The sequence below is a fragment of the Microbacterium sp. 2MCAF23 genome, assembly GCF_052115565.1.
Lineage (GTDB): Bacteria > Actinomycetota > Actinomycetes > Actinomycetales > Microbacteriaceae > Microbacterium.
The window spans coordinates 152,022-171,924 of the sequence record NZ_JBFRGY010000008.1 but is presented as its reverse complement, the minus strand read 5'-3'; the positions used below and the strand labels follow the sequence as shown (position 1 = coordinate 171,924).

Annotated in this window: 18 protein-coding genes and 1 rRNA gene; 18 read left to right on the top strand and 1 reads right to left on the bottom strand. The window is 68.8% G+C overall.

Translation table 11 applies throughout. The annotated features are described in order from the left end of the window. From rrf to recN, 8 genes are all read left to right on the top strand, one after another. Positions 1–102, top strand: a 5S ribosomal RNA gene (gene rrf / locus AB4078_RS10435); the annotation flags it as partial. Positions 103–240: 138 nt separating this feature from the next. Continuing rightward, entirely contained in the window at positions 241–1,209 is a 969-nt protein-coding gene (locus AB4078_RS10430; RefSeq protein ID WP_441977075.1) for a hypothetical protein, read from the top strand. Continuing rightward, positions 1,206–1,982, top strand: a complete 777-nt coding sequence (locus tag AB4078_RS10425; RefSeq protein WP_441977074.1) for a hypothetical protein — start codon at positions 1,206–1,208, stop codon at positions 1,980–1,982. Before AB4078_RS10430 ends, AB4078_RS10425 begins: the two co-directional genes overlap by 4 nt. After that, positions 1,979–3,010 carry an HAD-IIA family hydrolase gene (locus AB4078_RS10420; protein ID WP_440735232.1) on the top strand — a complete coding sequence of 344 codons (1,032 nt, stop codon included), beginning with the start codon at positions 1,979–1,981 and terminating at the stop codon, positions 3,008–3,010. Before AB4078_RS10425 ends, AB4078_RS10420 begins: the two co-directional genes overlap by 4 nt. Positions 3,011–3,048: 38 nt before the next feature. Then, complete coding sequence (locus AB4078_RS10415; RefSeq protein WP_440735231.1) at positions 3,049–3,231, top strand: hypothetical protein; 183 nt, start codon at positions 3,049–3,051, stop codon at positions 3,229–3,231. After that, entirely contained in the window at positions 3,228–4,043 is an 816-nt protein-coding gene (locus AB4078_RS10410) for a TlyA family RNA methyltransferase (protein ID WP_440735230.1), read from the top strand. Before AB4078_RS10415 ends, AB4078_RS10410 begins: the two co-directional genes overlap by 4 nt. Beyond that, the gene (locus tag AB4078_RS10405) at positions 4,040–4,948 is read left to right on the top strand and encodes an NAD kinase (protein ID WP_440735229.1); all 909 of its coding nucleotides are present in this window, start codon (positions 4,040–4,042) and stop codon (positions 4,946–4,948) included. Before AB4078_RS10410 ends, AB4078_RS10405 begins: the two co-directional genes overlap by 4 nt. Next, the gene (gene recN, locus AB4078_RS10400) at positions 4,945–6,630 is read left to right on the top strand and encodes a DNA repair protein RecN (RefSeq protein ID WP_440735228.1); all 1,686 of its coding nucleotides are present in this window, start codon (positions 4,945–4,947) and stop codon (positions 6,628–6,630) included. The genes AB4078_RS10405 and recN overlap by 4 nt, the downstream gene beginning before the upstream one ends. 33 nt (positions 6,631–6,663) lie before the next feature. On the opposite strand, the gene AB4078_RS10395 is transcribed toward recN, so the two are convergent. Then, complete coding sequence (locus tag AB4078_RS10395; RefSeq protein ID WP_441977073.1) at positions 6,664–7,683, bottom strand: LacI family DNA-binding transcriptional regulator; 1,020 nt, start codon at positions 7,681–7,683, stop codon at positions 6,664–6,666. Positions 7,684–7,865: 182 nt separating this feature from the next. Between AB4078_RS10395 and AB4078_RS10390 the strand changes: the two genes are divergently transcribed. The 10 genes from AB4078_RS10390 (at position 7,866) to AB4078_RS10345 (ending at position 19,897) form a co-directional block, all read left to right on the top strand. Beyond that, positions 7,866–9,278: an ABC transporter substrate-binding protein gene (locus AB4078_RS10390; protein ID WP_441977072.1), complete on the top strand. Its 1,413-nt coding sequence runs from the start codon at positions 7,866–7,868 to the stop codon at positions 9,276–9,278. Then, positions 9,278–10,249 carry a carbohydrate ABC transporter permease gene (locus AB4078_RS10385; RefSeq protein WP_441977071.1) on the top strand — a complete coding sequence of 324 codons (972 nt, stop codon included), beginning with the start codon at positions 9,278–9,280 and terminating at the stop codon, positions 10,247–10,249. The genes AB4078_RS10390 and AB4078_RS10385 overlap by 1 nt, the downstream gene beginning before the upstream one ends. Then, on the top strand, positions 10,246–11,133 hold the full coding sequence (locus AB4078_RS10380; RefSeq protein ID WP_440735224.1) for a carbohydrate ABC transporter permease: 888 nt from the start codon (positions 10,246–10,248) through the stop codon (positions 11,131–11,133). The genes AB4078_RS10385 and AB4078_RS10380 overlap by 4 nt, the downstream gene beginning before the upstream one ends. Beyond that, positions 11,130–12,548: a GH32 C-terminal domain-containing protein gene (locus AB4078_RS10375; protein WP_441977070.1), complete on the top strand. Its 1,419-nt coding sequence runs from the start codon at positions 11,130–11,132 to the stop codon at positions 12,546–12,548. The genes AB4078_RS10380 and AB4078_RS10375 overlap by 4 nt, the downstream gene beginning before the upstream one ends. A 37-nt stretch (positions 12,549–12,585) precedes the next feature. After that, positions 12,586–14,088 carry a GH32 C-terminal domain-containing protein gene (locus AB4078_RS10370; RefSeq protein ID WP_441977069.1) on the top strand — a complete coding sequence of 501 codons (1,503 nt, stop codon included), beginning with the start codon at positions 12,586–12,588 and terminating at the stop codon, positions 14,086–14,088. Then, positions 14,085–14,999 (top strand): PfkB family carbohydrate kinase, encoded by a 915-nt coding sequence (locus AB4078_RS10365; protein WP_441977068.1) that lies wholly within the window; start codon positions 14,085–14,087, stop codon positions 14,997–14,999. Before AB4078_RS10370 ends, AB4078_RS10365 begins: the two co-directional genes overlap by 4 nt. Positions 15,000–15,035: 36 nt before the next feature. Next, positions 15,036–16,721 carry a CTP synthase gene (locus AB4078_RS10360; protein WP_441977083.1) on the top strand — a complete coding sequence of 562 codons (1,686 nt, stop codon included), beginning with the start codon at positions 15,036–15,038 and terminating at the stop codon, positions 16,719–16,721. 1 nt (position 16,722) lies between these two features. Beyond that, entirely contained in the window at positions 16,723–17,322 is a 600-nt protein-coding gene (locus AB4078_RS10355) for an NUDIX domain-containing protein (RefSeq protein ID WP_441977067.1), read from the top strand. Position 17,323: 1 nt separating this feature from the next. Continuing rightward, on the top strand, positions 17,324–18,226 hold the full coding sequence (gene xerD, locus AB4078_RS10350; RefSeq protein ID WP_441977066.1) for a site-specific tyrosine recombinase XerD: 903 nt from the start codon (positions 17,324–17,326) through the stop codon (positions 18,224–18,226). A gap of 123 nt (positions 18,227–18,349) precedes the next feature. Further along, complete coding sequence (locus AB4078_RS10345; RefSeq protein ID WP_441977065.1) at positions 18,350–19,897, top strand: amino acid permease; 1,548 nt, start codon at positions 18,350–18,352, stop codon at positions 19,895–19,897. Positions 19,898–19,903: the final 6 nt, after the last annotated feature.

Sequence of the window (19,903 nt, the reverse complement as noted above, 5' to 3'; positions counted from 1 at the left end):
GTGAGGGAAACGCCCGGTCACATTCCGAACCCGGAAGCTAAGCCTCACAGCGCCGATGGTACTGCAGGGGGGACCCTGTGGGAGAGTAGGACACCGCCGGACTTCCTTTAACAGAAAGGCCACCCAACGCAGGGTGGCCTTTCTGCGTTAACATGCTCGACGGAAGGAGTCCCGACATGGCCGAAGATGGCAAGCCCTCGCGCGACCGCAAGGATGACGACGCGAGGCAGCCTCGCCGCTATGTCGATGGAGACCGTTCCGAGCGCTCTTTCCGTCAAGGCTCTGCCCGCGGCGATCGTCCGCAGCGCAATGACGGGGACCGTCCGCGCCGTGAGGGTGACCGTCCGTCTCGTAGTGGCGGGGATGACCGTCCGCGTCGTGACGGCGACCGCTCCTTCGGAGCTTCCGCAGGCCGCACCGACCGACCGCGCCGTGAGGGCGACCGTCCGTACCACGCTGGTGGGGATGATCGTCCGCGTCGCGATGGTGACAGTCCGTTCCGTGGTGGCGATGACCGACCGCGTCGTGACGGCGACCGCCCGTTCCGGGGCTCGGCCGATCGCACGGATCGTCCTCGCCGTGACGGTGACCGACCTTATCGCTCTGGTGGGGACGACCGACCTCGCCGGGATGGGGATCGTCCCTCTCGGGGTTCCGCCGACCGCACCGATAGGCCGTTCCGCGCTGGCGACGACCGACCGCGTCGGGACGGGGACCGTCCGTACCGAGGCTCATCGGATCGCACGGATCGTCCGCGTCGTGACGGTGACCGTCCGTTCCGCGGGGGCGACGACCGACCGCGCCGCGACGGCGACCGTCCGTACCGGGGCTCTTCGGATCGCACGGATCGACCGCGCCGCGACGGCGACCGTCCGTACCGGGGCTCTTCGGATCGCACGGACCGCCCTCGTCGTGACGGTGACCGTCCGTTCCGTGGTGGGGATGATCGACCGCGTCGTGACGGTGACCGTCCTTTCCGTGGCGGCGTCGATCGTCCGCGTCGCGATGGTGATCGTCCGTTCCGCAGTGGTGGGGATGACCGACCGCGCCGTGACGGCGACCGTCCGTACCGTGGCGGCGACGACCGTCCGCGCCGGGACAGTGACCGCCCCCGTCGTGACACGTATGCGGCAGACCGCCCGCGCGACCCCGAGATTCCCGATGACGTCACGGCCCGCGATCTGCATCCTTCGGCCCGCAACGAGTTGAAGACCCTCAGCAAGGAGAACGCCGAGCAGGTCGCGCGTCATCTCGCCATGGCGGCCCAGCTCATCGACGAGGATCCCGAGCGTGCGCACCTGCATGCGCTGGCGGCCTCCCGTCGCGCCGGCCGCGTCGCGGTGGTCCGCGAGTCGGTGGCGATCACGGCCTACGCCATGGGCGACTTCGCCCTGGCGCTGCGAGAGCTGCGCACCTACCGTCGCATCTCCGGGAGCGATGACCAGATCGCACTCATCGTCGACAGCGAGCGCGGCATGGGGCGTCCCGACCGCGCGCTGGAAGAGGCGCGTTCCATCGACCGCGCGGCCCTGCCGACCGCGACCCGCGTGGCGCTGGCGATCGCGATGTCGGGAGCACGCCTGGACCGAGGGGAGACCGAGCTGGCACTCGGCGAACTCGAGATCCCCGAGCTCAACCCCGACCTCGCGTTCGACTGGAGCCCTGCGCTCTTCGCCGCTCGTGCCGCAGTGCTCGAGGACCTCGGTCGCCTCGAGGAGGCGTCGTTCTGGCAGGAGCGCGCCGAAGTGGCGTCGGCGGCCCTGGGGCATGGCGACGACGAGGAGCTCATCATCGAGGACGCCTACGAAGACCTCGCCGACGAACCGGAGAGCATCGAGTTCGACGGAGACGAGCCTGTCGAGGCCGAGCATATCGAGGCCGAGAGCGCCGACTCCGATGGTGCCGACTCGGATGGCGCCGAGCCCGCAAGCACGGAGCCGGGCGAGGCAGAGCAGCCGGAGGACGCGGAGCGATCCGAGTGAGCCTGTTCTCCCGGGAGAAGCGCACGCCGCTGACCGACGTCGACGTGGTGCTCGCCGATCTCGACGGCGTGGTCTATGCCGGAGCCGGCGCGATCCCGCACGCGATCGACAGCCTCAAGAAGGTCGAGGCATCCCGTCGCCTCGGGTACATCACGAACAACGCCTCGCGCACCGACGCGTCGGTCGCCGCACACCTGACGGAGCTCGGCCTGTCCGTCGCCCCGGACGAGGTCGTCACCAGTCCGCAGGCCGCGATGCGCCTCGTCAGCAGCCTGATCCCGGCCGGATCCACGATCCTTGTCGTCGGGGGAGAGGGTCTCGTCGACGAGGTGCACAAGGCCGGGTTCCGGGTCACCCGCAGTGCCGACGACTCGCCGGCTGCCGTGGTCCAGGGCTTTGCGCCCGAGGTGGGCTGGAGGGACCTCGCGGAAGCTGCGTTCGCCCTGAAGCTCCCCGAGGACGAGGGCGGGATCCCCTGGATCGCGACGAACACGGACTGGACGATTCCGCAGTCGCGCGGCGTCGCACCCGGCAACGGAACGCTGGTGTCGGCCGTGCACACGGCGATCGGTCGTCTTGCGACCGTGGCGGGTAAGCCCGAGACGCCGATCTTCGAGGAGGCTGTCGCGCGGTTCGATGCGAAGCATCCGCTCTTCATCGGCGACCGTCTCGACACGGACATCGCAGGGGCGTCCCGCGCGGGCATCGAGTCGGTCCTGGTGCTCACAGGCATCGACCGCCCCAAGCATCTTCTGGCTGCCGCCGAGGGATCGCGTCCGACCTACATCCTCGGCGATCTGCGCGAACTGGACGAACCGTACCCGCAGACGCAATTCAAGGGCGACACCGTCACAGTGCGGGGCGCGTCCGTCCGCGTCGACGGCCCGGACGTCACGATCCTCAGCGAGGGCGACCGCCCGATCGACCTCGTGCGCGCTGGCGCCGAGGCGATCTGGCGCACCGGCCGGCAGATCTTCGGCTTCCGCGTGCCCGAACGCCTGTACGCAGATCCGTTCCACCGCCCGTAATCCGTCGGAACGTCGCCGTCTCGCCGTAGGCTGAGAGGGTGAGCGAGAACACGGAACCGGATCCTTCGGACGGACTCTGGAGTCGGCTGCGCCTGATCGAAGGGCAGCCGCTGGATTCTCGCGCCGCCGCTTACCAGACTCTGCACGACGACCTGGCACGTCGGCTGGAGAGCGCGCCGCGCGTCGCCGCGTCCGCGCAACCGGGCCCCGATCGCGGATGACAGCCCGACTGGATGCCGCACTCGCAGAGCGCGGTCTCGCGCGGTCTCGCACGCACGCGGCCACGCTCATCGACGGCGGCCTCGTCACAGTGAACGGGAAACCCGTGGTCAAGGCGTCCGCCAAGGTCGAAGACGGCGACGTGATCGATGTGGCCGGGGCCGATCATTACGTCAGCCGCGGCGCGCACAAGCTCATCGCCGCGCTGGACGGATTCGGCCTCGATCCTTCCGGATCCGTCGCCCTGGACATGGGTGCGTCCACCGGCGGCTTCACCCAGGTCCTGCGTGAGCGCGGGGCACGGCGGGTCCTCGCCGTCGACGTGGGGCATGAGCAGCTCGCGGCGTCGGTCCGGGCGGACCCTGGCGTGATCGCCGTGGAGGGGTTCAACGTCCGCCACATGGATGCGGAGGCGTTGGCCGCCGCGACGGGGGAGAGCTTGAGGCCGTCCCTCGTGGTCGGTGACCTGTCCTTCATCTCCCTGACGCTCGTGCTCCCCGCGATCGCGATCACGGCCGCGCCCGAGGCGGACGTCGTGCTGCTCATCAAGCCCCAGTTCGAGGTGGGGCGCACGGCGGTGCGAGGCGGGCTCGTGACCAACCCGACGATCCGTGCCGACGCGGTGGCCCGTGTGCTGTGGAGCGCGTGGGATCAGGGGTTCGGCGTCCGCGGTCTGCTGCCGTCGCCGATTCTCGGCACGCATGGCAACGTCGAGTACCTGGTGCATCTGCGAGCGGGGGATCGTTCCCGCGGCTCGGAAGGCAATCCGACAGAATGGATGAGCACGATCGACGAGATGGCAGGAGGCCGATGAACGAGCGCAGGATCCTCGTCGTCGCACACGCACGCCGCGATGAGACCGTGCAAGCCGCCCGACGGGTCGTCTCCGCGCTCCGTGGCGCGGGGGCCCGACCGGTGATGTCGGCGGACGACCGTGCCGAGCTGACGGCCGAGGACGAGTTCTTCGCCGACCTCGACGTGCTCGGATCGGACATCCCGGTCGAGGACATCGAGCTCGCCATCGTGCTGGGCGGTGACGGCACCATCCTGCGTGCGGCCGAGCTCGTGCGCGACGGCACCGCACCCATCCTCGGCATCAACATGGGCCACGTCGGCTTCCTCGCCGAGATTGAGCGCGACGACATGGACGCCGCCGTGGCGCGCGTCATCGACCGCGACTACTCCGTGGAGGAGCGCATGGCGCTCGCCGTGCGCGTGAAGGACGCCGATGGATCCGTCGTCTACAGCACCTGGGCGCTGAACGAGGCGACGGTGGAGAAGGCGAGTCGCGAGCGGATGATCGAGGTGGTCGTCGAGATCGACGGGCGCCCGCTGACGAGCTTCGGCTGCGACGGCATGGTCGTGTCCACTCCGACGGGGGCGACCGCATACAACTTCTCGGCGGGCGGACCGGTGATCTGGCCGGGTGTCGAAGCCATCGCCGTGGTGCCGCTGTCGGCCCATGCCCTGTTCGCGCGACCGCTCGTGGTCGCACCCGGCGCACCCGTCGCGATCGAGCTGCTGGACCGCAACGACGGCACCGCGATCCTCTGGTGCGATGGGCGGCGTTCGCACGAGCTTCCGCGCGGCGCGCGCGTCATCGTACGCCGGTCCTCGCGTCCGGTGCGCCTGGCGCGGCTGCACCCGAGCGTGTTCACGGACCGGCTGGTGCGCAAGTTCCAGCTGCCGGTCTCCGGCTGGAGGGGATCCGAGTCGTGATCGAGGAGATGCGCCTGCGGGATCTCGGAGTCATCGCCGAGGCGGTGCTGCAGATCGGGCCGGGATTCACCGCGATCACCGGTGAGACCGGCGCCGGCAAGACCATGGTCGTGACGGGTCTCGGACTCCTGTTGGGAGCCAGGGCGGACTCCGGCGCCGTCCGCGCGGGCGCGGCGCAGGCCTCCGTCGCCGGAGTGTGGATCGTGCCGACGAGGGGATCCGTCGCGGACACCGTCGCCGATGCCGGAGGTGAGCTCGAACCCTACGACGACGAGCGCGGCGAGCTGTACGTCTCGCGCACGCTCAGCGCCGAGGGGCGCAGCCGCGCGAGCGTCGGCGGGCGCGCGGCCCCGGCCGGGGTGCTGGCCGACCTCGCAGACGATCTGGTCGTCGTGCACGGGCAGTCCGAACAGCTGCGCCTGCGGTCCGCCGCCGCGCAACGAGACGCGCTGGACCGCTTCGGCGGATCCGCGATCGCGGTCGTCAGGACCGAGTACGAGGCCGCCTGGGAGCGCTGGCGCACCCTGTCGGCCCAGCTCGAGGAGATCAGCGGCAACCAGGAGCGGCGTCGGAGGGAGGCCGAGGACCTTCGCGAAGCGCTGGCGCTCATCGAGGCCACCGATCCACAGCCGGGGGAGGACGACGCGCTCGCCGAGCGCGCCGAGCGCCTCGCGAACGCCGAGGAGCTGCGCCAGTCCGCGGCCCTCGCCCGGGCGGCGCTGTCGGACGAGGACGGCGACAACGACATCACGACGCTGGCAGCCGAAGCACGGCGTGCGCTGGAGCGAGCGGGCGATCCCGAGCTCACGTCGATCGCCGAGAGCATCGCCGAGATCGGCTACCGCGCCGCCGATATCGCTGCGCAGCTGAGCGGCTACCTCGCCGATCTCGACGAGTCCGGGCCGCATGAGCTGGCGGCGGTCGAGGAGCGCAGAGCGGCTCTCGCAGGCCTCGTCCGCGCCCATGGGACGCTCGACGCCGCACTGGACCTGTGGAACACCGGATCCGCGCGGCTCGCCGAGCTCGATGACGACTCCGACCACATCGAACGGCTCACAGTCCAGCGCGACGCCGCCCGCGCGGCCCTCGACGAGGCGGCCGCGGCGCTCACGGCGACGCGCACGGAGGCCGCCGGCCGGCTCGGTGCCGCCGTGACCGAGGAGCTGCACGCCCTCGCCATGCCGGATGCCCGTCTCGTCGTCGCGGTCACCGAGGGAGCCGAGAGCGCGCACGGCCGCGACGACGTCGCCATCCTGCTCGCCCCGCATCCCGGGGCGGATCCGCGATCCGTCGCGAAGGGCGCCTCGGGCGGCGAGCTGTCGCGTGTGATGCTCGCGATCGAGGTCGTCATCGCCGGCACGGATCCGGTCCCGACCTTCGTGTTCGACGAGGTCGACGCCGGCATCGGCGGTGCCGCGGCAATCGAGGTGGGCCGGCGCCTGGCACGCTTGGCGCGCACCTCGCAGGTCATCGCCGTCACGCACCTCGCCCAGGTGGCGGCCTTCGCGAACAATCACCTGAGCGTCGTGAAGGCGAACGACGGACAGGTCACGGCCTCCAGCGTCCGTCGCCTCGACGGTGAGGATCGCGAGGCCGAGATGGCGCGGCTGCTGTCCGGTCTCGCCGATTCGGGCGCCGCCCTCGAGCACGCGCGCGAACTGCTCGCGCTGCGGGAGGACTGAGCCCGAGGTCTTTGCGGAGGACGCGCCGGCAGGTCAGCGCAGGTCGCGCACCGAGTCGCGCACGATTACCGGCATCGGCAGGAGTTCGTGCGCCAGATCGCGCTCGCCGAGCAGCATCTCCACGCCGACTCGCGCCATCTGCTCGTAGGGGAGCCGTGCGGTGGTGAGACCTGGACGGACCAGCGAGGCCAGATCCTCGTCGTCGAACGACACGATGGAGATGTCCGCGGGGATGCGCAGGCCGCGCTCGCTCAGCGCCTGATAGATGCCGAAGGCGACACCGTCGGTGGCTGCGATGATCGCGGTCAGGTCCGGGTGGGCGTCCAGCATCCGCTGGGTCTGCACGAAACCGTCGGCCGTCGTCCAGTTCTCGAGGACGACCTCGACCGGACCGGCGATGCCGCGCTCGGCGAAGGCGTCCCGCATGCCGTCGAGGCGCCGCGCGATGGTGACGGATCGGCGCGGATCGCTCGCGACATGCGGGATGTCGCCGACGAAGCCGACGCGTGTATGGCCGGCATCCAGCAGCACTGAGGCCATCGCATGGCCCGCGGCGTACTCGTCCGGCAGGACGCTGGGCAGGTCATCAGGCGTGCGACCGTTGACGATGACGACGGGGATGCCGCGCGGAGCCGCCGGCACATCGACCATGCGCGCGGCCATCAGGCCGACGATCACGCCGTCGACGCGGCGATCGATGAGCTCGTCGAAGGCAGCGGCCAGCTGCGTGGGGTCATCCCCGGTCTCGGCGATGAGCACGGTATGGTCCAGCTCCTTCGCGGCGCGCAGGGTCCCGCGCACCATCGCCGACGCGAAACGGGTGATCGTGACCTGATCCGAGATGAAACCGATCGAGCGGGTCTTCCCCGAGCGCAGGCTCTGCGCCGCCGGGTTCGGCTTGTAGCCGAGCTGCGCCGCGGCGGTGCGCACCCGTTCGACCGCATCCTCGGACAGCCGGGAAGGACGGTCGTTGAGGATGAGGCTGACCGCGGTCTTGGACAGACCGGACAGCCGTGCCACGTCCGCCAGCGTCGGTCTCGGTGCGGTGGACATCGGCGGCCTCCTCTCCTTCGCGTTCCTCTAACCTAGCCGATCCGCCACATTTGGTGAATTAATTTATCAACGTCTGTTGCGGACCACCCACGGCAGGTGTTACCGTCGGATAAATCGGTTCACCACCCGTTGATCTGCGCAGGATTGCGCAAAGCCGATTCACTCTCAGAGAGGAGAAGTTGATGGCACGCGAGTTCGGACCTGTCATGGGACGACGTGATCTTCTGCGGCTCGGAGGCTATGGCCTCGCAAGCGCCGCCCTGCTGGGCATGGGGGCGGGCCTGACGGGCTGCGCACCTTCAGGGGGCGGTTCGAGCACCGGCACCCTGACCATGCTGTACTTCGGCGATCAGAAGTCGGCGACCACCCTGCAGAACGCCCTCCAACCCAAGGTCAAGAAGATCGACAAGGACCTTTCGCTGAAGGTCAGTGCGATCAACGGCAAGGACTGGAACGACTTCCTCGCCAAGGTGCTCACCCTGATCGCTTCGGGACAGGCTCCCGACATCGTGAGCGTCGCGACGGAGGGCTTGCAGCTCATGGTCGGCAAGAAGCTCATCACGCCGCTGGACAGCTATGTCACCAAGGACATGTCGACCCTGAAGTCGAGCTACTTCAACGACATCCACCCGGCGCTCATCGAGGCCATGATGGTCGACGGGCACCTCTACAACATGCCCGACAGCTTCAACGCGGGCAGCATGTTCTACAACTCCGACGTGCTGCAGAAGGCGGGGGCCTCGGCGCCGGCCGCGGGCTGGACGATGGACGACTTCCACTCCACCGCCGAGAAGATCTCGAAGCTCGGCGGCGACATCCTTCCCTTCGACTGGGTGGTGCGCCTCTGGGGCAGCTGGACGTCTTTCCTCTACGCCAACAACGGGAACCTCATCGAAGAGGGCAAGTACGGCGGCGGGGACTGGCTCTGGAGCAAGGCCTACGAGGCGGGCGACAAGAGCATCCAAGGACGCCAGGGCGGATGGAAATGGGGCGCGCCGACGGCGAACTCCGACGCCGCGATCGAGGCGCTGCAGTACGTCATCGACCTGCAGAAGGCCGGCTACTCGCCCTCACCCGACGTGGGCGGCGGCGGCACCCTCCAGGGGCTGTTCTCGTCCGGCCGCATCGGCATGACGATCGGCGGAGGGTTCTGGGCGGGCGGTCTGCACAACGCGGGCATGAAGGACGGCAGCTTCGAAGTGCAGGCGTTCCCGACCTGGAAGAGCAACAAGTCGCTGTTCGGCACCGGCGGGTACTCGATCTTCGAATCGTCCAAGAAGAAGGACGCCGCCTGGGAGGTCATCAAGATGATGATCGAGGCGGAGACCTTCGACATCATGTTCCCGGGCAACATCACCACGACAGGGCGCAAGTCGCTGATGACCGCGGAGCGGTACGCGAGCACGGGCCCGAAGAACTGGCAGGTCTTCTACGACCAGCTCGACGGCTCCGTCCCCATCTCGGCGCCGTCGTACTACAACGCGCTCGCGACCTCCCTCAACCAGCGCACGACGGAGGCCATCTCCTCGGGGAATGCGAAGGCGGCGCTCGACGCGATGCAGTCCGACCTCGAGAAGGTGGCGAAGGGCAGCTGATGTCCGCGACCACCTCCATTCCGCACGCAGCACTGCGTGTGTCGCCGGGCGAGGTGAAGCCTCCCCGGGCCGTCCGCCGCCCTGGTGCGCGCCGGGCGGCCCGGCGGGAGGGGATGTTCGGCTACGCGATGATCGCGCTGTCGATGCTGTTCGTGACGGTGTTCACGTTCATCCCCATCCTGGCCTCGCTCGGGCTGTCGTTCTTCCACTGGGACGTCATTTCCCCGCCCACCTGGGCGGGGCTGGAGAACTACCAGCGCTTCTTCACCGACGGTCCCGTGCTGCAGTCCTTCGGCGTGACGACCGTCATGGCGATAGCGATCGTCGCCCTCCAGCTGACACTGGGGCTGTTCCTGGCGGTGCTGGTCAACCAGCGCACCTCGACCTTCGGGCGGACCTTCTTCCGCACGGCGTTCTACCTTCCGCTGCTCGCCTCGACGGCGGCGGTCGCCATCTTCATGGGCTACCTGTTCGACGCGAAGTTCGGCGCCATCAACTACTACCTCGGCCTCCTCGGGATGTCGGACGTGCCGTGGCTGACCAGCCCCTTCGGCGCCCAGGTGACGATCGTGCTGATCGTGGTCTGGCAGCAGGTCGGCTTCACCTTCGTGCTGTTCGTGTCCGCCCTCATGGCGGTGCCCACGGACGTGCTGGAGGCGTCGTCGATCGACGGTGCGGGTCCGCTGCGCACGCTGTTCCGGATCAAGATCCCGTTGATCAGTCCCACGATCCTGTTCGCTGCCGTGATCGCTTTCATCAACGCGATGCAGCTGTTCGACCAGCCGTTCATCATGACGAAGGGCGGGCCGGGCACGGCCACCACGACCGCGACGATCTCGATGTACCAGACCGGGTTCCAGAACCTGCAGTTCGGCTACTCCTCGGCGATCGCGATCATCCTCCTCCTGGTGATCCTCGCGATCACCGGGATCCAGTTCCTCGCCTCCCGGAAGCTGGTGTTCTACCAATGAGCGCGACATCCTTGATCGTGACGGGCCGCCGCCGGCGGTCCCGCAGCGGCGGTCCCTGGGACCGCTCCTGGAGCGTCGGCAAGATCGCCGGCCTCGTCGCCCTGATCGTCGCCGCGGTGTTCGCCCTCGGCCCGTTGCTGTGGACGCTGACCACGTCGCTGCGGTCGCCCTCGCAGGCGTTCAACAACCCGCCTCAGTGGATTCCGTTCAACGCCGACTTCAGCAACTATGCGGCGGTGTTCGACCAGATCCCGATCGGGCAGTTCTTCCTGAACAGCACGATCGTGACCCTGCTGATCGTGGTCGGCCAGACGATCACCTGCACCCTGAGCGGGTACGCGTTCGCGATGATCTCCTTCCCGGGCAAGAATCTGATCTTCGGCGCGTTCCTGGCGACCATGATGGTGCCGCTGCAGACGATCATCATCCCGGTGTTCCTCATCGTGAAGTCACTGGGACTTCAGGACGGGCTCGGTTCGCTGATCGTCCCGGCGCTCGGCAGCGCATTCGGCACCTTCCTGATGCGGCAGTACTTCATGCAGATGCCCAGGGAGCTCGGCGAAGCGGCGCGGATCGACGGGGCGACGCAGTTCGGTGTGTTCTTCCACGTGTACGCGCGGATGGCTGCGCCGGCGATCTCGACGCTGGCGATCCTGAACTTCTCCGGGTTCTGGGCGGAGTTCTACCGACCCCTGATCTTCCTGCAGGATCAGAGCACCTTCACCCTGCCGCTCGGCCTGGTCGGACTGCAGGGAAACCTCGGCACGGGCTCGATCTCGGTCGTGCTGGCCGGAGTCGTGCTGTCGATGATCCCGAGCGTGCTGCTCTTCATCGTCGCCCAGCGCTACTTCATCGCCGGCGTCACCGCGGGTTCCTCCCGATGAGCGCCGCCCCCGTCTTCTTCAGCCCCGAGGGCGCCTGGGTGGGCGATGTCATCCCGTTCCAGCATGACGGCGTCTTCCATCTCTGGTACCTGTACGAGGATCGCGCCGTGCCGAGCACGGGAATGCCCTGGCGCCTGGTCACGACCACCGACTTCGTGGACTTCGTCGATCACGGGCTCGCCGTGCCGAGCGGCGGTCCGGACGCGGAGGACTTCAACGTCTACACGGGCTCGGTCGTGCTCGACGACGACGGGGTCGCGCACCTCTTCTCGACGGCGCAGAACCCTCGTCGGCTCGGAACGGATGGGCGCCCGCGGCAGCTGGTCGCCCATGCGACGAGCGCGGACGGCCTGCGCGACTGGGTCAAGCACCCGGAGCACACCTTCGGCGCGACCGAAGGATATGAGACCGGCGACTGGCGGGATCCCTTCGTGTTCCGCGATGGCGACGTGTGGCGGATGCTCGTCGCGGCTCGTCACGAGGACGGTCCGGAACGGCGGCGCGGAACGATCGCGCAGCTGACGTCGACGGATCTCGTGTCGTGGACTCCGGTTCGGCCGTTCTGGGATCCTCGTCGGTACATCGCGCACGAGTGCCCCGACGTGTTCCGCTGGGGGGACTGGTGGTACCTGGTGTACTCCGAGTTCTCCGATGCGTTCTGCACCCGCTACCGGATGGCGCGGTCGCCGAGCGGGCCCTGGCTGACGCCCGAGCACGACACGATCGACGGGCGGGCCTTCTATGCCGCCAAGACCGTCGAGCGCGAGGGACGGCGGTTCTTCGTCGGCTGGATCTCGACCCGCGAGGGCGGCTCGGATGACGGGGCGTGGCAGTGGGCGGGCACGATGGCGGTGCTCGAGGCCGATCAGGATCCGGACGGGACTCTCGCATTCCGTCTTCCCGACGAGTTCGCCGCATCGTTCTCGGTGCCGGTCGAGTCCGGATTCTCCGCACTGCCGGCGTCGTTGTACGGCGCGGACCGGTTCGCCCAGCTCATCGGCGATGCGGATCTGCCCGATTCGTATCTGCTGACCGCCGAGATCGACATCGCGGCGGGCGTGGAAGAGGTCGGGCTGCTGGTGCGCGCCACTGCGGACGGCGACCAGGCCGGAGCGATCCGGCTGGAGCCACGACGCGATCGGGTCGTCTTCGACCGCTGGCCACGAGCCCTCACCGGAGGCGAGCAGTGGCAGATCTCCGGCGACGTGCCGTTCGTCCTCGAACGCCCCTGCCCGTTGGCACCGGGGCGCCACCATGTGCAGATCGTGGCGGACGGCGACATCCTCGTCGCGGTCATCGATCGTCGGGTCGCTCTGAGCACCCGTCTGCACCGCCGCGCGGGCGAGCGCATCGGCTTCTTCGTCAACGGCGGCGCCGCCGAACTCGTCTCCCTCGACGTCCGCATCCGGTCGTGAGGAAAACCGCCGTCATCAGCATCCCCGGAGAATCGCCGTGACCCCATCGCTCATGCACTTCCGTCCTGCACGCAACTGGATGAACGACCCGAACGGGCTCGTGTTCCACGGCGGCCGGTACCACCTCTACTTCCAGTACAACCCCGAGGGCGCGACCCACGGCTTCATGAGCTGGGGGCACTCGTCCAGCACCGATCTCGTCCGGTGGGAGGAGCATCCGGTCGCGATCCGCTACACGGACGAGCACGAGATCTTCTCGGGCTCGGTCGTGTTCGACGAGCACGACACCAGTGGCCTCGGCGCTGCGGGGACGCCGCCCCTCGTCGCGGTGTTCACGCTCGCCGACCAGGTCGCGCGCCATCAGGCACAGGGCATCGCCTCGAGCCTGGACGGCGGGCGCAGCTGGCGCCTGTACGAGGGCAACCCGGTGCTGGACCGGGGGTCTGCCGACTTCCGGGATCCGAAGGTGTTCCGCTACTCAGGGCCGGCGGGCGAGTACTGGGTGATGGTCGCGGTCGAGGCCGTCGAACGCCGCGTCGTGCTGTACCGTTCCGACGATCTGAAGACCTGGGCATACTTGTCCGATTACGGTCCGCGTGGGGCGACCGGGGGTGTGTGGGAGTGCCCTGATCTGTTCCCGCTCGCGGTCGACGGCGATCCCTCCGAGGTGCGCTGGGTGCTGCTGATCAGCCTCAACCCCGGTGGCATCGCCGGGGGATCCGGGACGCAGTACGTCATCGGCTTCTTCGACGGGGTGCGCTTCGTCGCAGACGAGCCGATCCCCCCGGCGGCACCCGGTGAGGGGTGGGAGAACAGCCGTGTTCAGCTCGAGGCATGCGACTGGCTCGACCACGGGCGGGACTTCTACGCCGGGGTGACGTTCTCCGGACTTCCCGATGAGGAGCGGATCCTCGTCGCGTGGATGAGCAACTGGGACTACGCCGGGCTCCTCCCCGTGGACGTCGGATCCCCGCAGCGCGGTGCCATGGCGCTCGCGCGCCGGCTGTCCCTCGTCCGCGCGGATGGGCGGGTGCGACTGCGTCAGGAGGCGATCGGGCCGGAGGTCGCGACGATCGTCGCGCGCGCCGACGTGCGGGCGGAGGGGCCGGTGGAACTGATCGGCGAACTGCCGGATCGGTGTCGGATCGATGTGTGCGTCCGTCTGGACGGAGCCGACGGTTTCGACCTGAACCTGGGCGACACCTCGATCGTGGGGTACTCGGCGGCCGAGGGCATCCTGTGGCTGGATCGACGTCTCGCCGCCGACACGATGCCCGACGGATTCGCCAGCATCGAGCAGGTGCGGATCGGTGCGCACGGGCGCATCGAACTGGTCATCTGGCTCGATCGTGACGCGATCGAGGTGTTCGCGTCCGGGGGCACCCGCACGATCACCGATCTGCTGCCCGAGCGCGACGACGCGGGCGCGTCGATCGCGGGGCGAGGCGGTAGCGTTCTCATCGAGCGGTTCGAGGTGGGCGCAGTGCGCGACCTCGTCAGCACAGGGAGTTCGGCCGACATGAAGGGGCAGACGGCGTGACGGAGCAGGTGGCAGTGATCGGAGAGGCGCTCGTCGACGTCGTCGAGGGAGGCGAGACGCACCCCGGGGGATCACCCATGAACATCGCTGTCGGGCTCGCGCGACTGGGGCACCCCACGACCCTGCACGCGCGGATCGGCGCCGACGCCCACGGCGATCTGGTCCGCGCGCACCTCGACGAAGCCGGCGTTGCGCTCGGCCCCGACACGCTCGTGCCGGGATCCACCTCGACGGCGATCGCGCGCGTGGATGCCGACGGCAAGGCCAGCTACGAGTTCGACATCGACTGGGACATCCCGGTGCCCGACGTGAGCGGCGCCCGCCTCGTGCACACCGGATCGATCGGCGCGCTGCGGGAACCGGGCGCCACGGCGGTCCGTGCCGCGCTCAGCGCGGCCGCGCCCGGGACGCTCCTGACGCTCGACCCCAACATCCGCCCTGATGTGATCGGCGCGCGCGACGAGGTGCTGCGCCGGGTCGCCGACCTGGCCGGGCTGTGCCAGGTCGTCAAGCTCAGCGACGAGGATGCGGCCTGGCTCGCCCCGGAGGCGACGCTCGAGCAGGTGCTCTCCGACCTCGCCGCGCACGGTGCGCGGTTCGTGGTCGTCACCCGCGGGGCGGAAGGATGCCTCGCGCTCGTGGACGGCGCATGGTTCGCGCGTCCGGCGCGTCCCGTCGTCGTCGCGGACACGATCGGCGCGGGCGACGCGTTCATGTCCGGGCTGCTGCACGCCCTGCTGCATGACGGCACCGACCGTCTGCTCGCGGCGGGGGAGCCGCTCGGGGACGACGCGGTGCTCGCGGCTCTGGAGGCCGCCCTCACCAGCGCTGCGCTGACCGTGGCCCGTGCAGGAGCGAACCCTCCGACCTCGGCGGAACTGGACGAGGCACTCCGCGCGTCGCGCGAGTGACGCAAGGCGATCGCGCTGATAGGATTAAAGCCCGTGATGCAGAACTCAGCCGCGCGGACAGACAACGACACCACCAAGCACATCTTCGTGACGGGCGGTGTCGTTTCCTCGTTGGGCAAGGGCCTGACGGCAGCCAGCCTCGGCAACCTGCTCACCGCCCGCGGACTGCGCGTCGTGATGCAGAAGCTGGATCCCTATCTGAATGTGGATCCGGGCACGATGAACCCTTTCCAGCACGGCGAGGTCTTCGTCACGGATGACGGTGCGGAGACCGACCTCGACATCGGACACTACGAGCGCTTCCTCGACATCGAGCTGAGCCAGGCCGCGAACGTGACGACCGGCCAGATCTACTCGCAGGTCATCGCCAAGGAGCGCCGCGGCGAGTACCTCGGCGACACCGTGCAGGTCATCCCGCACATCACCGACGAGATCAAGCGCCGCATGCGCCTGCAGGCCGATGAGACGCCGCGCCCCGACGTCATCATCACCGAGATCGGCGGCACGGTCGGCGACATCGAGTCGCAGCCGTTCATCGAGTCGGCGCGTCAGATCCGCCATGAACTGGGCCGCAAGAACGTGTTCTTCGTGCACGTGTCGCTGGTGCCGTTCATGGGTGCGTCCGGCGAGCAGAAGACCAAGCCGACCCAGCACTCCGTCGCGACGCTGCGCTCGATCGGCATCCAGCCGGACGCGCTCGTGCTGCGCAGCGACCGGCCCGTCACCGACTCGAACAAGCGCAAGATCGCGCTCATGTGCGACGTCGACGAGGATGCGGTCGTGAACGCGGTCGACGTGCCCAGCATCTACGACATCCCGACCATGCTCAACGACCAGGGACTCGACACCTACATCGTCGAGGCGCTCGGGCTCAGCAAGGCCACCGATGTGGACTGGTCGCGGTGGCAGAAGGTGCTGCAGGCGGTGCACAACCCGAAGCACGAGGTCACGATCGGCCTCGTCGGGAAGTACATCGACCTGCCCGACGCCTACCTCTCGGTCACCGAGGCGCTCAAGTCCGGCGGCTTCGCACACGAGGTCGCGGTGAAGATCCGCTGGATCCCGTCCGACTCCTGCGAGACCCCTGAGGGGGCGGCGAAGGCGCTCGCCGACGTCGATGGCATCTGCGTGCCCGGCGGCTTCGGCATCCGCGGCATCGAGGGCAAGCTCGGGGCGCTGCGCTTCGCCCGTGAGCAGGGCATCCCGGCCTTGGGACTGTGCCTGGGACTGCAGTGCATGGTCATCGAGTACGCCCGCAACGTCGCCGGGATCGAGGGCGCCTCGTCCAGCGAGTTCGACCCCGACACCGCCGAGCCGGTCATCGCGACCATGGCTGAGCAGGTCGAGATCCTCGACGGCGGCGATCTGGGTGGCACCATGCGCCTGGGGCTGTACAAGGCGGCGCTCGGCGAGGGTTCGCTCGCCGCCGAGCTCTACGGTGCGACCGAGGCCTCGGAGCGCCACCGCCACCGCTACGAGGTGAACAACGCCTATCGCGACCGCCTGGCGGACGCGGGGCTCTCGTTCTCCGGCCTCAACCCCGAGCTCGACCTCGTCGAATACGTGGAGCTGCCGCGCGACGTGCACCCGTTCTACATCGCCACCCAGGCGCACCCCGAGCTGCGCTCGCGCCCGACCGAGCCGCACCCGCTGTTCCGCGGGCTCGTCGGCGCCGCCATCGAGCGGCACCGCTCCAGCGAGCTGTTCGACGACGAGGACTGACGTGACCGACCCCACCGCCGCGGCGCGGGACGAGCCGTTCGACCCCGAGGTGCTCGCCAGCGCCGAGGTCTATCGCGGCGCGGTGTGGGGGATCCTGGAGGATCGCATCCGCTACGGCGACGGTGAGATCGTGCGGCAGTATATCGATCACTCCGGCGCCGCGGCAGTCGTCGCCATGGACGAGGACGGGCGGGTGCTGCTCATCCAGCAGTACCGGCACCCGATCCGTCAGCGCGACTGGGAGCTGCCCGCCGGACTGCTCGACGTCGTGGGTGAGGATCCGATGGACGCCGCGCGGCGCGAACTCGCCGAGGAGGCGGATCTCGTGGCCACCGGGTGGGAGCCGCTCGTCTCCACCTATACGACACCGGGCAGCAACTCCGAGATCGTGCACATCTACCTCGCCACGGGCCTGAGCCCGGCGGGGGAGACCTTCGCGCGCACGGACGAGGAGGCCGACATCCGGCTCGCCTGGGTGCCGCTGCACGAGGCCGCCGATGGAGTGCTGGCCGGACGGCTGCGCAACGGAATCCTCGCGGTGGGCGTGCTGGCGGCCGAACGGCGCCTGTCGTCCACGGGGCGGCAGAGCCGCGGAGCCTGAGGTGCAGCTCGACCGGGCGCTCGACGCGTATCTCCGGCACGTGACGATCGAGCGGGGGCTTGCCGGGCACACGCTCGCCGCATACCGGCGCGACCTGGACGGATACCTGACGTGGCTGGGCGCGCAGGGGATCACCGACACCGAGGCGATCACCGCAGAGACCGTCGCCGCGTTCGTCGCGGAGCGCGCGAGCTCCGAACCGCCACCGGCCGCATCGAGCCTCGCCCGACTGCAGTCCTCCGTGCGCGGCTGGCATCGCTTCCTCGCCCGTGAGGGCATCGCCGACGCGGATCCGAGCGCGCGCCTGCGTCCGCCGAAGCAGCCTCGGCGCCTGCCGAAGGCGCTGACGATCGACCAGGTCGAGCGGCTGCTCAGCGCCCCGTCGGCCGAGGATCCGATCGGGGTCCGCGACCGTGCCCTCCTCGAGCTGCTGTACGCCACGGGCGCGCGCGTCTCAGAAGCGGTCTCGCTGGACGTCGACGACCTCGCGCACGGCGAGCTGCTGCGGCTGCGCGGCAAGGGGTCCAAGGAGCGCATCGTGCCCGTGGGCTCGTATGCCAGGGCGGCGGTCGACGCGTATCTCACGAGGGTGCGTCCCGCGCTGGCGGCGAAGGGACGCGCGTCGGCGAGGCTGTTCCTCGGCGCGCGAGGCGCGCCCCTCAGCCGTCAGAGCGCTTGGCTGATCATCCGCGCCGCCGCCGAAGGCGCCAAGATCACCGCGGAGGTGTCGCCGCACACGCTCCGGCACTCCTTCGCGACCCACCTGCTGCAGGGCGGCGCCGACGTGCGCGTCGTGCAGGAGCTTCTCGGGCACGCCTCGGTCGCGACCACCCAGATCTACACGCATGTCTCGGTCGACACCCTGCGTGACGTCTACGTCACGGCGCATCCGCGAGCACGCTGAGCGCAGCTCATGTTTCCGGCAGGTGACATTTTCAATGGTTTGAAGTCAGACCATTGACACTGGCCGAGCCGAGTCGCCAGAATCGCTGCACACGCTCCCTCCACTGAAAGCAGGCAGCACTCCATGAGCGAATCGACAAAGGCGCCCGACTCACACCCGGTCGACGACGACGCCGCAGCCCTGGCCGCCCTGGGCTACAAGCAGGAACTGCACAGAGGGATGTCGGGGTTCAGCAACTTCGCCGTCTCCTTCTCGATCATCTCGATCCTCGCGGGGTGCATCACCTCGTATGCGATCGCCCTGAAGTCGGGCGGACCCTCCGCCATCAACATCGGCTGGCCGCTCGTCGGCGTCTTCGTGCTCATGGTCGCGCTCGCGATGGCCGAGGTGTGCTCGAAGTATCCGACTGCCGGCGGGCTCTACTTCTGGGCCGGCCGCCTCGCGAAGCGCAACAAGCGCCAGTGGGCCTGGACCGTCGGCTGGTTCAACTTCCTCGGCGAGGTCGCGGTCACCGCCGCGATCGACTTCGGCGCCGCGACCACGATGATGGCCTTCGCCAACCTCGTGTGGGGCGTGGAGGTGAACCCGTTCAACACCTTCGGGCTCTTCGTCGTCCTGATCGTGATCCACGGCCTGCTCAACACCTTCGGCGTCAACATCGTGAGTCTGCTCTCGAACGTCTCGGCCTGGTGGCACATCGTCGGCGTGCTCATCATCGTCGCGGTGCTGTGGATCATGCCGACCCAGCATCAGTCGGCCGGCTGGACCTTCACCGGCTTCTACAACGGCACCGGCTGGTCGTTCGCCCCGTACGTGTTCCTCATGGGCCTGCTCATGGCCCAGTACACCTACACCGGATACGACGCCTCGGCCCACGTCGCGGAGGAGACGAAGAACGCCTCCATCGCCGCCCCGAAGGGCATCGTGATGAGCGTCGTGATCTCGATCATCGGCGGCTGGATCCTGCTCTACTCGATCACCGCGGCGATCCAGGACTCCTCGGACAAGGGCATCGAGAAGCTGCTCGGCAGTGCGACGGGCCTGCCGCCGGCGCAGATCTTCCTGGATGCGCTCAACAACCCGACGATGGCGAAGTTCCTGCTCTTCATCGTCTGCGGCGCCCAGTTCTTCTGCGGCATGGCCTCCGTCACGGCCAACTCCCGGATGAGCTACGCGTTCTCACGCGACAACGCGATCCCCGGGTCGCGGCTCTGGGCGAAGGTGAACAAGCGCACCGGAACCCCGACGAACTCGATCTGGCTCTGCGTGGTCCTGTCGATCATCCTGACGATCCCCGCGATGTGGAACCTGACGGCATACCTCGCGGTCACCTCGATCGCCGTCATCGGACTGTACATCGCGTACGTGACCCCGGTGTTCCTGCGGCGCCTCGACAAGAGCTTCGTGCCGGGACCGTGGAACCTCGGGCGGTGGAGCACGATCGTCGGCTGGATCGCCGTCGTGTGGGTCGTCGTCATCATCATCCTGTTCGTGCTCCCCCCGGTGAATCCGGTCACGATCGACACGTTCAACTACGCACCGATCGCGGTGGTCGTGGTGGCGCTCCTGGCAACTGCCCTGTGGTTCGCCTACGGTAAGCGCGACTTCATGGCGTCCAGCGTCGAGGCCGAGCACCTCACGGTCGCACCGGACAAACTCCTGGAGGAATGATCAGGA

Excerpts from the sequence above, each read along its gene's own strand:
- AB4078_RS10430 (WP_441977075.1), top strand. The coding sequence starts at position 241 with ATGTCGATGGAGACCGTTCCGAGCGCTCTTTCCGTCAAGGCTCTGCCC.
- AB4078_RS10410 (WP_440735230.1), top strand. The coding sequence starts at position 3,228 with ATGACAGCCCGACTGGATGCCGCACTCGCAGAGCGCGGTCTCGCGCGG.
- AB4078_RS10405 (WP_440735229.1), top strand. The coding sequence starts at position 4,040 with ATGAACGAGCGCAGGATCCTCGTCGTCGCACACGCACGCCGCGATGAG.
- AB4078_RS10395 (WP_441977073.1), bottom strand. The coding sequence starts at position 7,683 with ATGTCCACCGCACCGAGACCGACGCTGGCGGACGTGGCACGGCTGTCC.
- AB4078_RS10390 (WP_441977072.1), top strand. The coding sequence starts at position 7,866 with ATGGCACGCGAGTTCGGACCTGTCATGGGACGACGTGATCTTCTGCGG.
- AB4078_RS10385 (WP_441977071.1), top strand. The coding sequence starts at position 9,278 with ATGTCCGCGACCACCTCCATTCCGCACGCAGCACTGCGTGTGTCGCCG.
- AB4078_RS10380 (WP_440735224.1), top strand. The coding sequence starts at position 10,246 with ATGAGCGCGACATCCTTGATCGTGACGGGCCGCCGCCGGCGGTCCCGC.
- AB4078_RS10375 (WP_441977070.1), top strand. The coding sequence starts at position 11,130 with ATGAGCGCCGCCCCCGTCTTCTTCAGCCCCGAGGGCGCCTGGGTGGGC.
- AB4078_RS10360 (WP_441977083.1), top strand. The coding sequence starts at position 15,036 with ATGCAGAACTCAGCCGCGCGGACAGACAACGACACCACCAAGCACATC.
- AB4078_RS10345 (WP_441977065.1), top strand. The coding sequence starts at position 18,350 with ATGAGCGAATCGACAAAGGCGCCCGACTCACACCCGGTCGACGACGAC.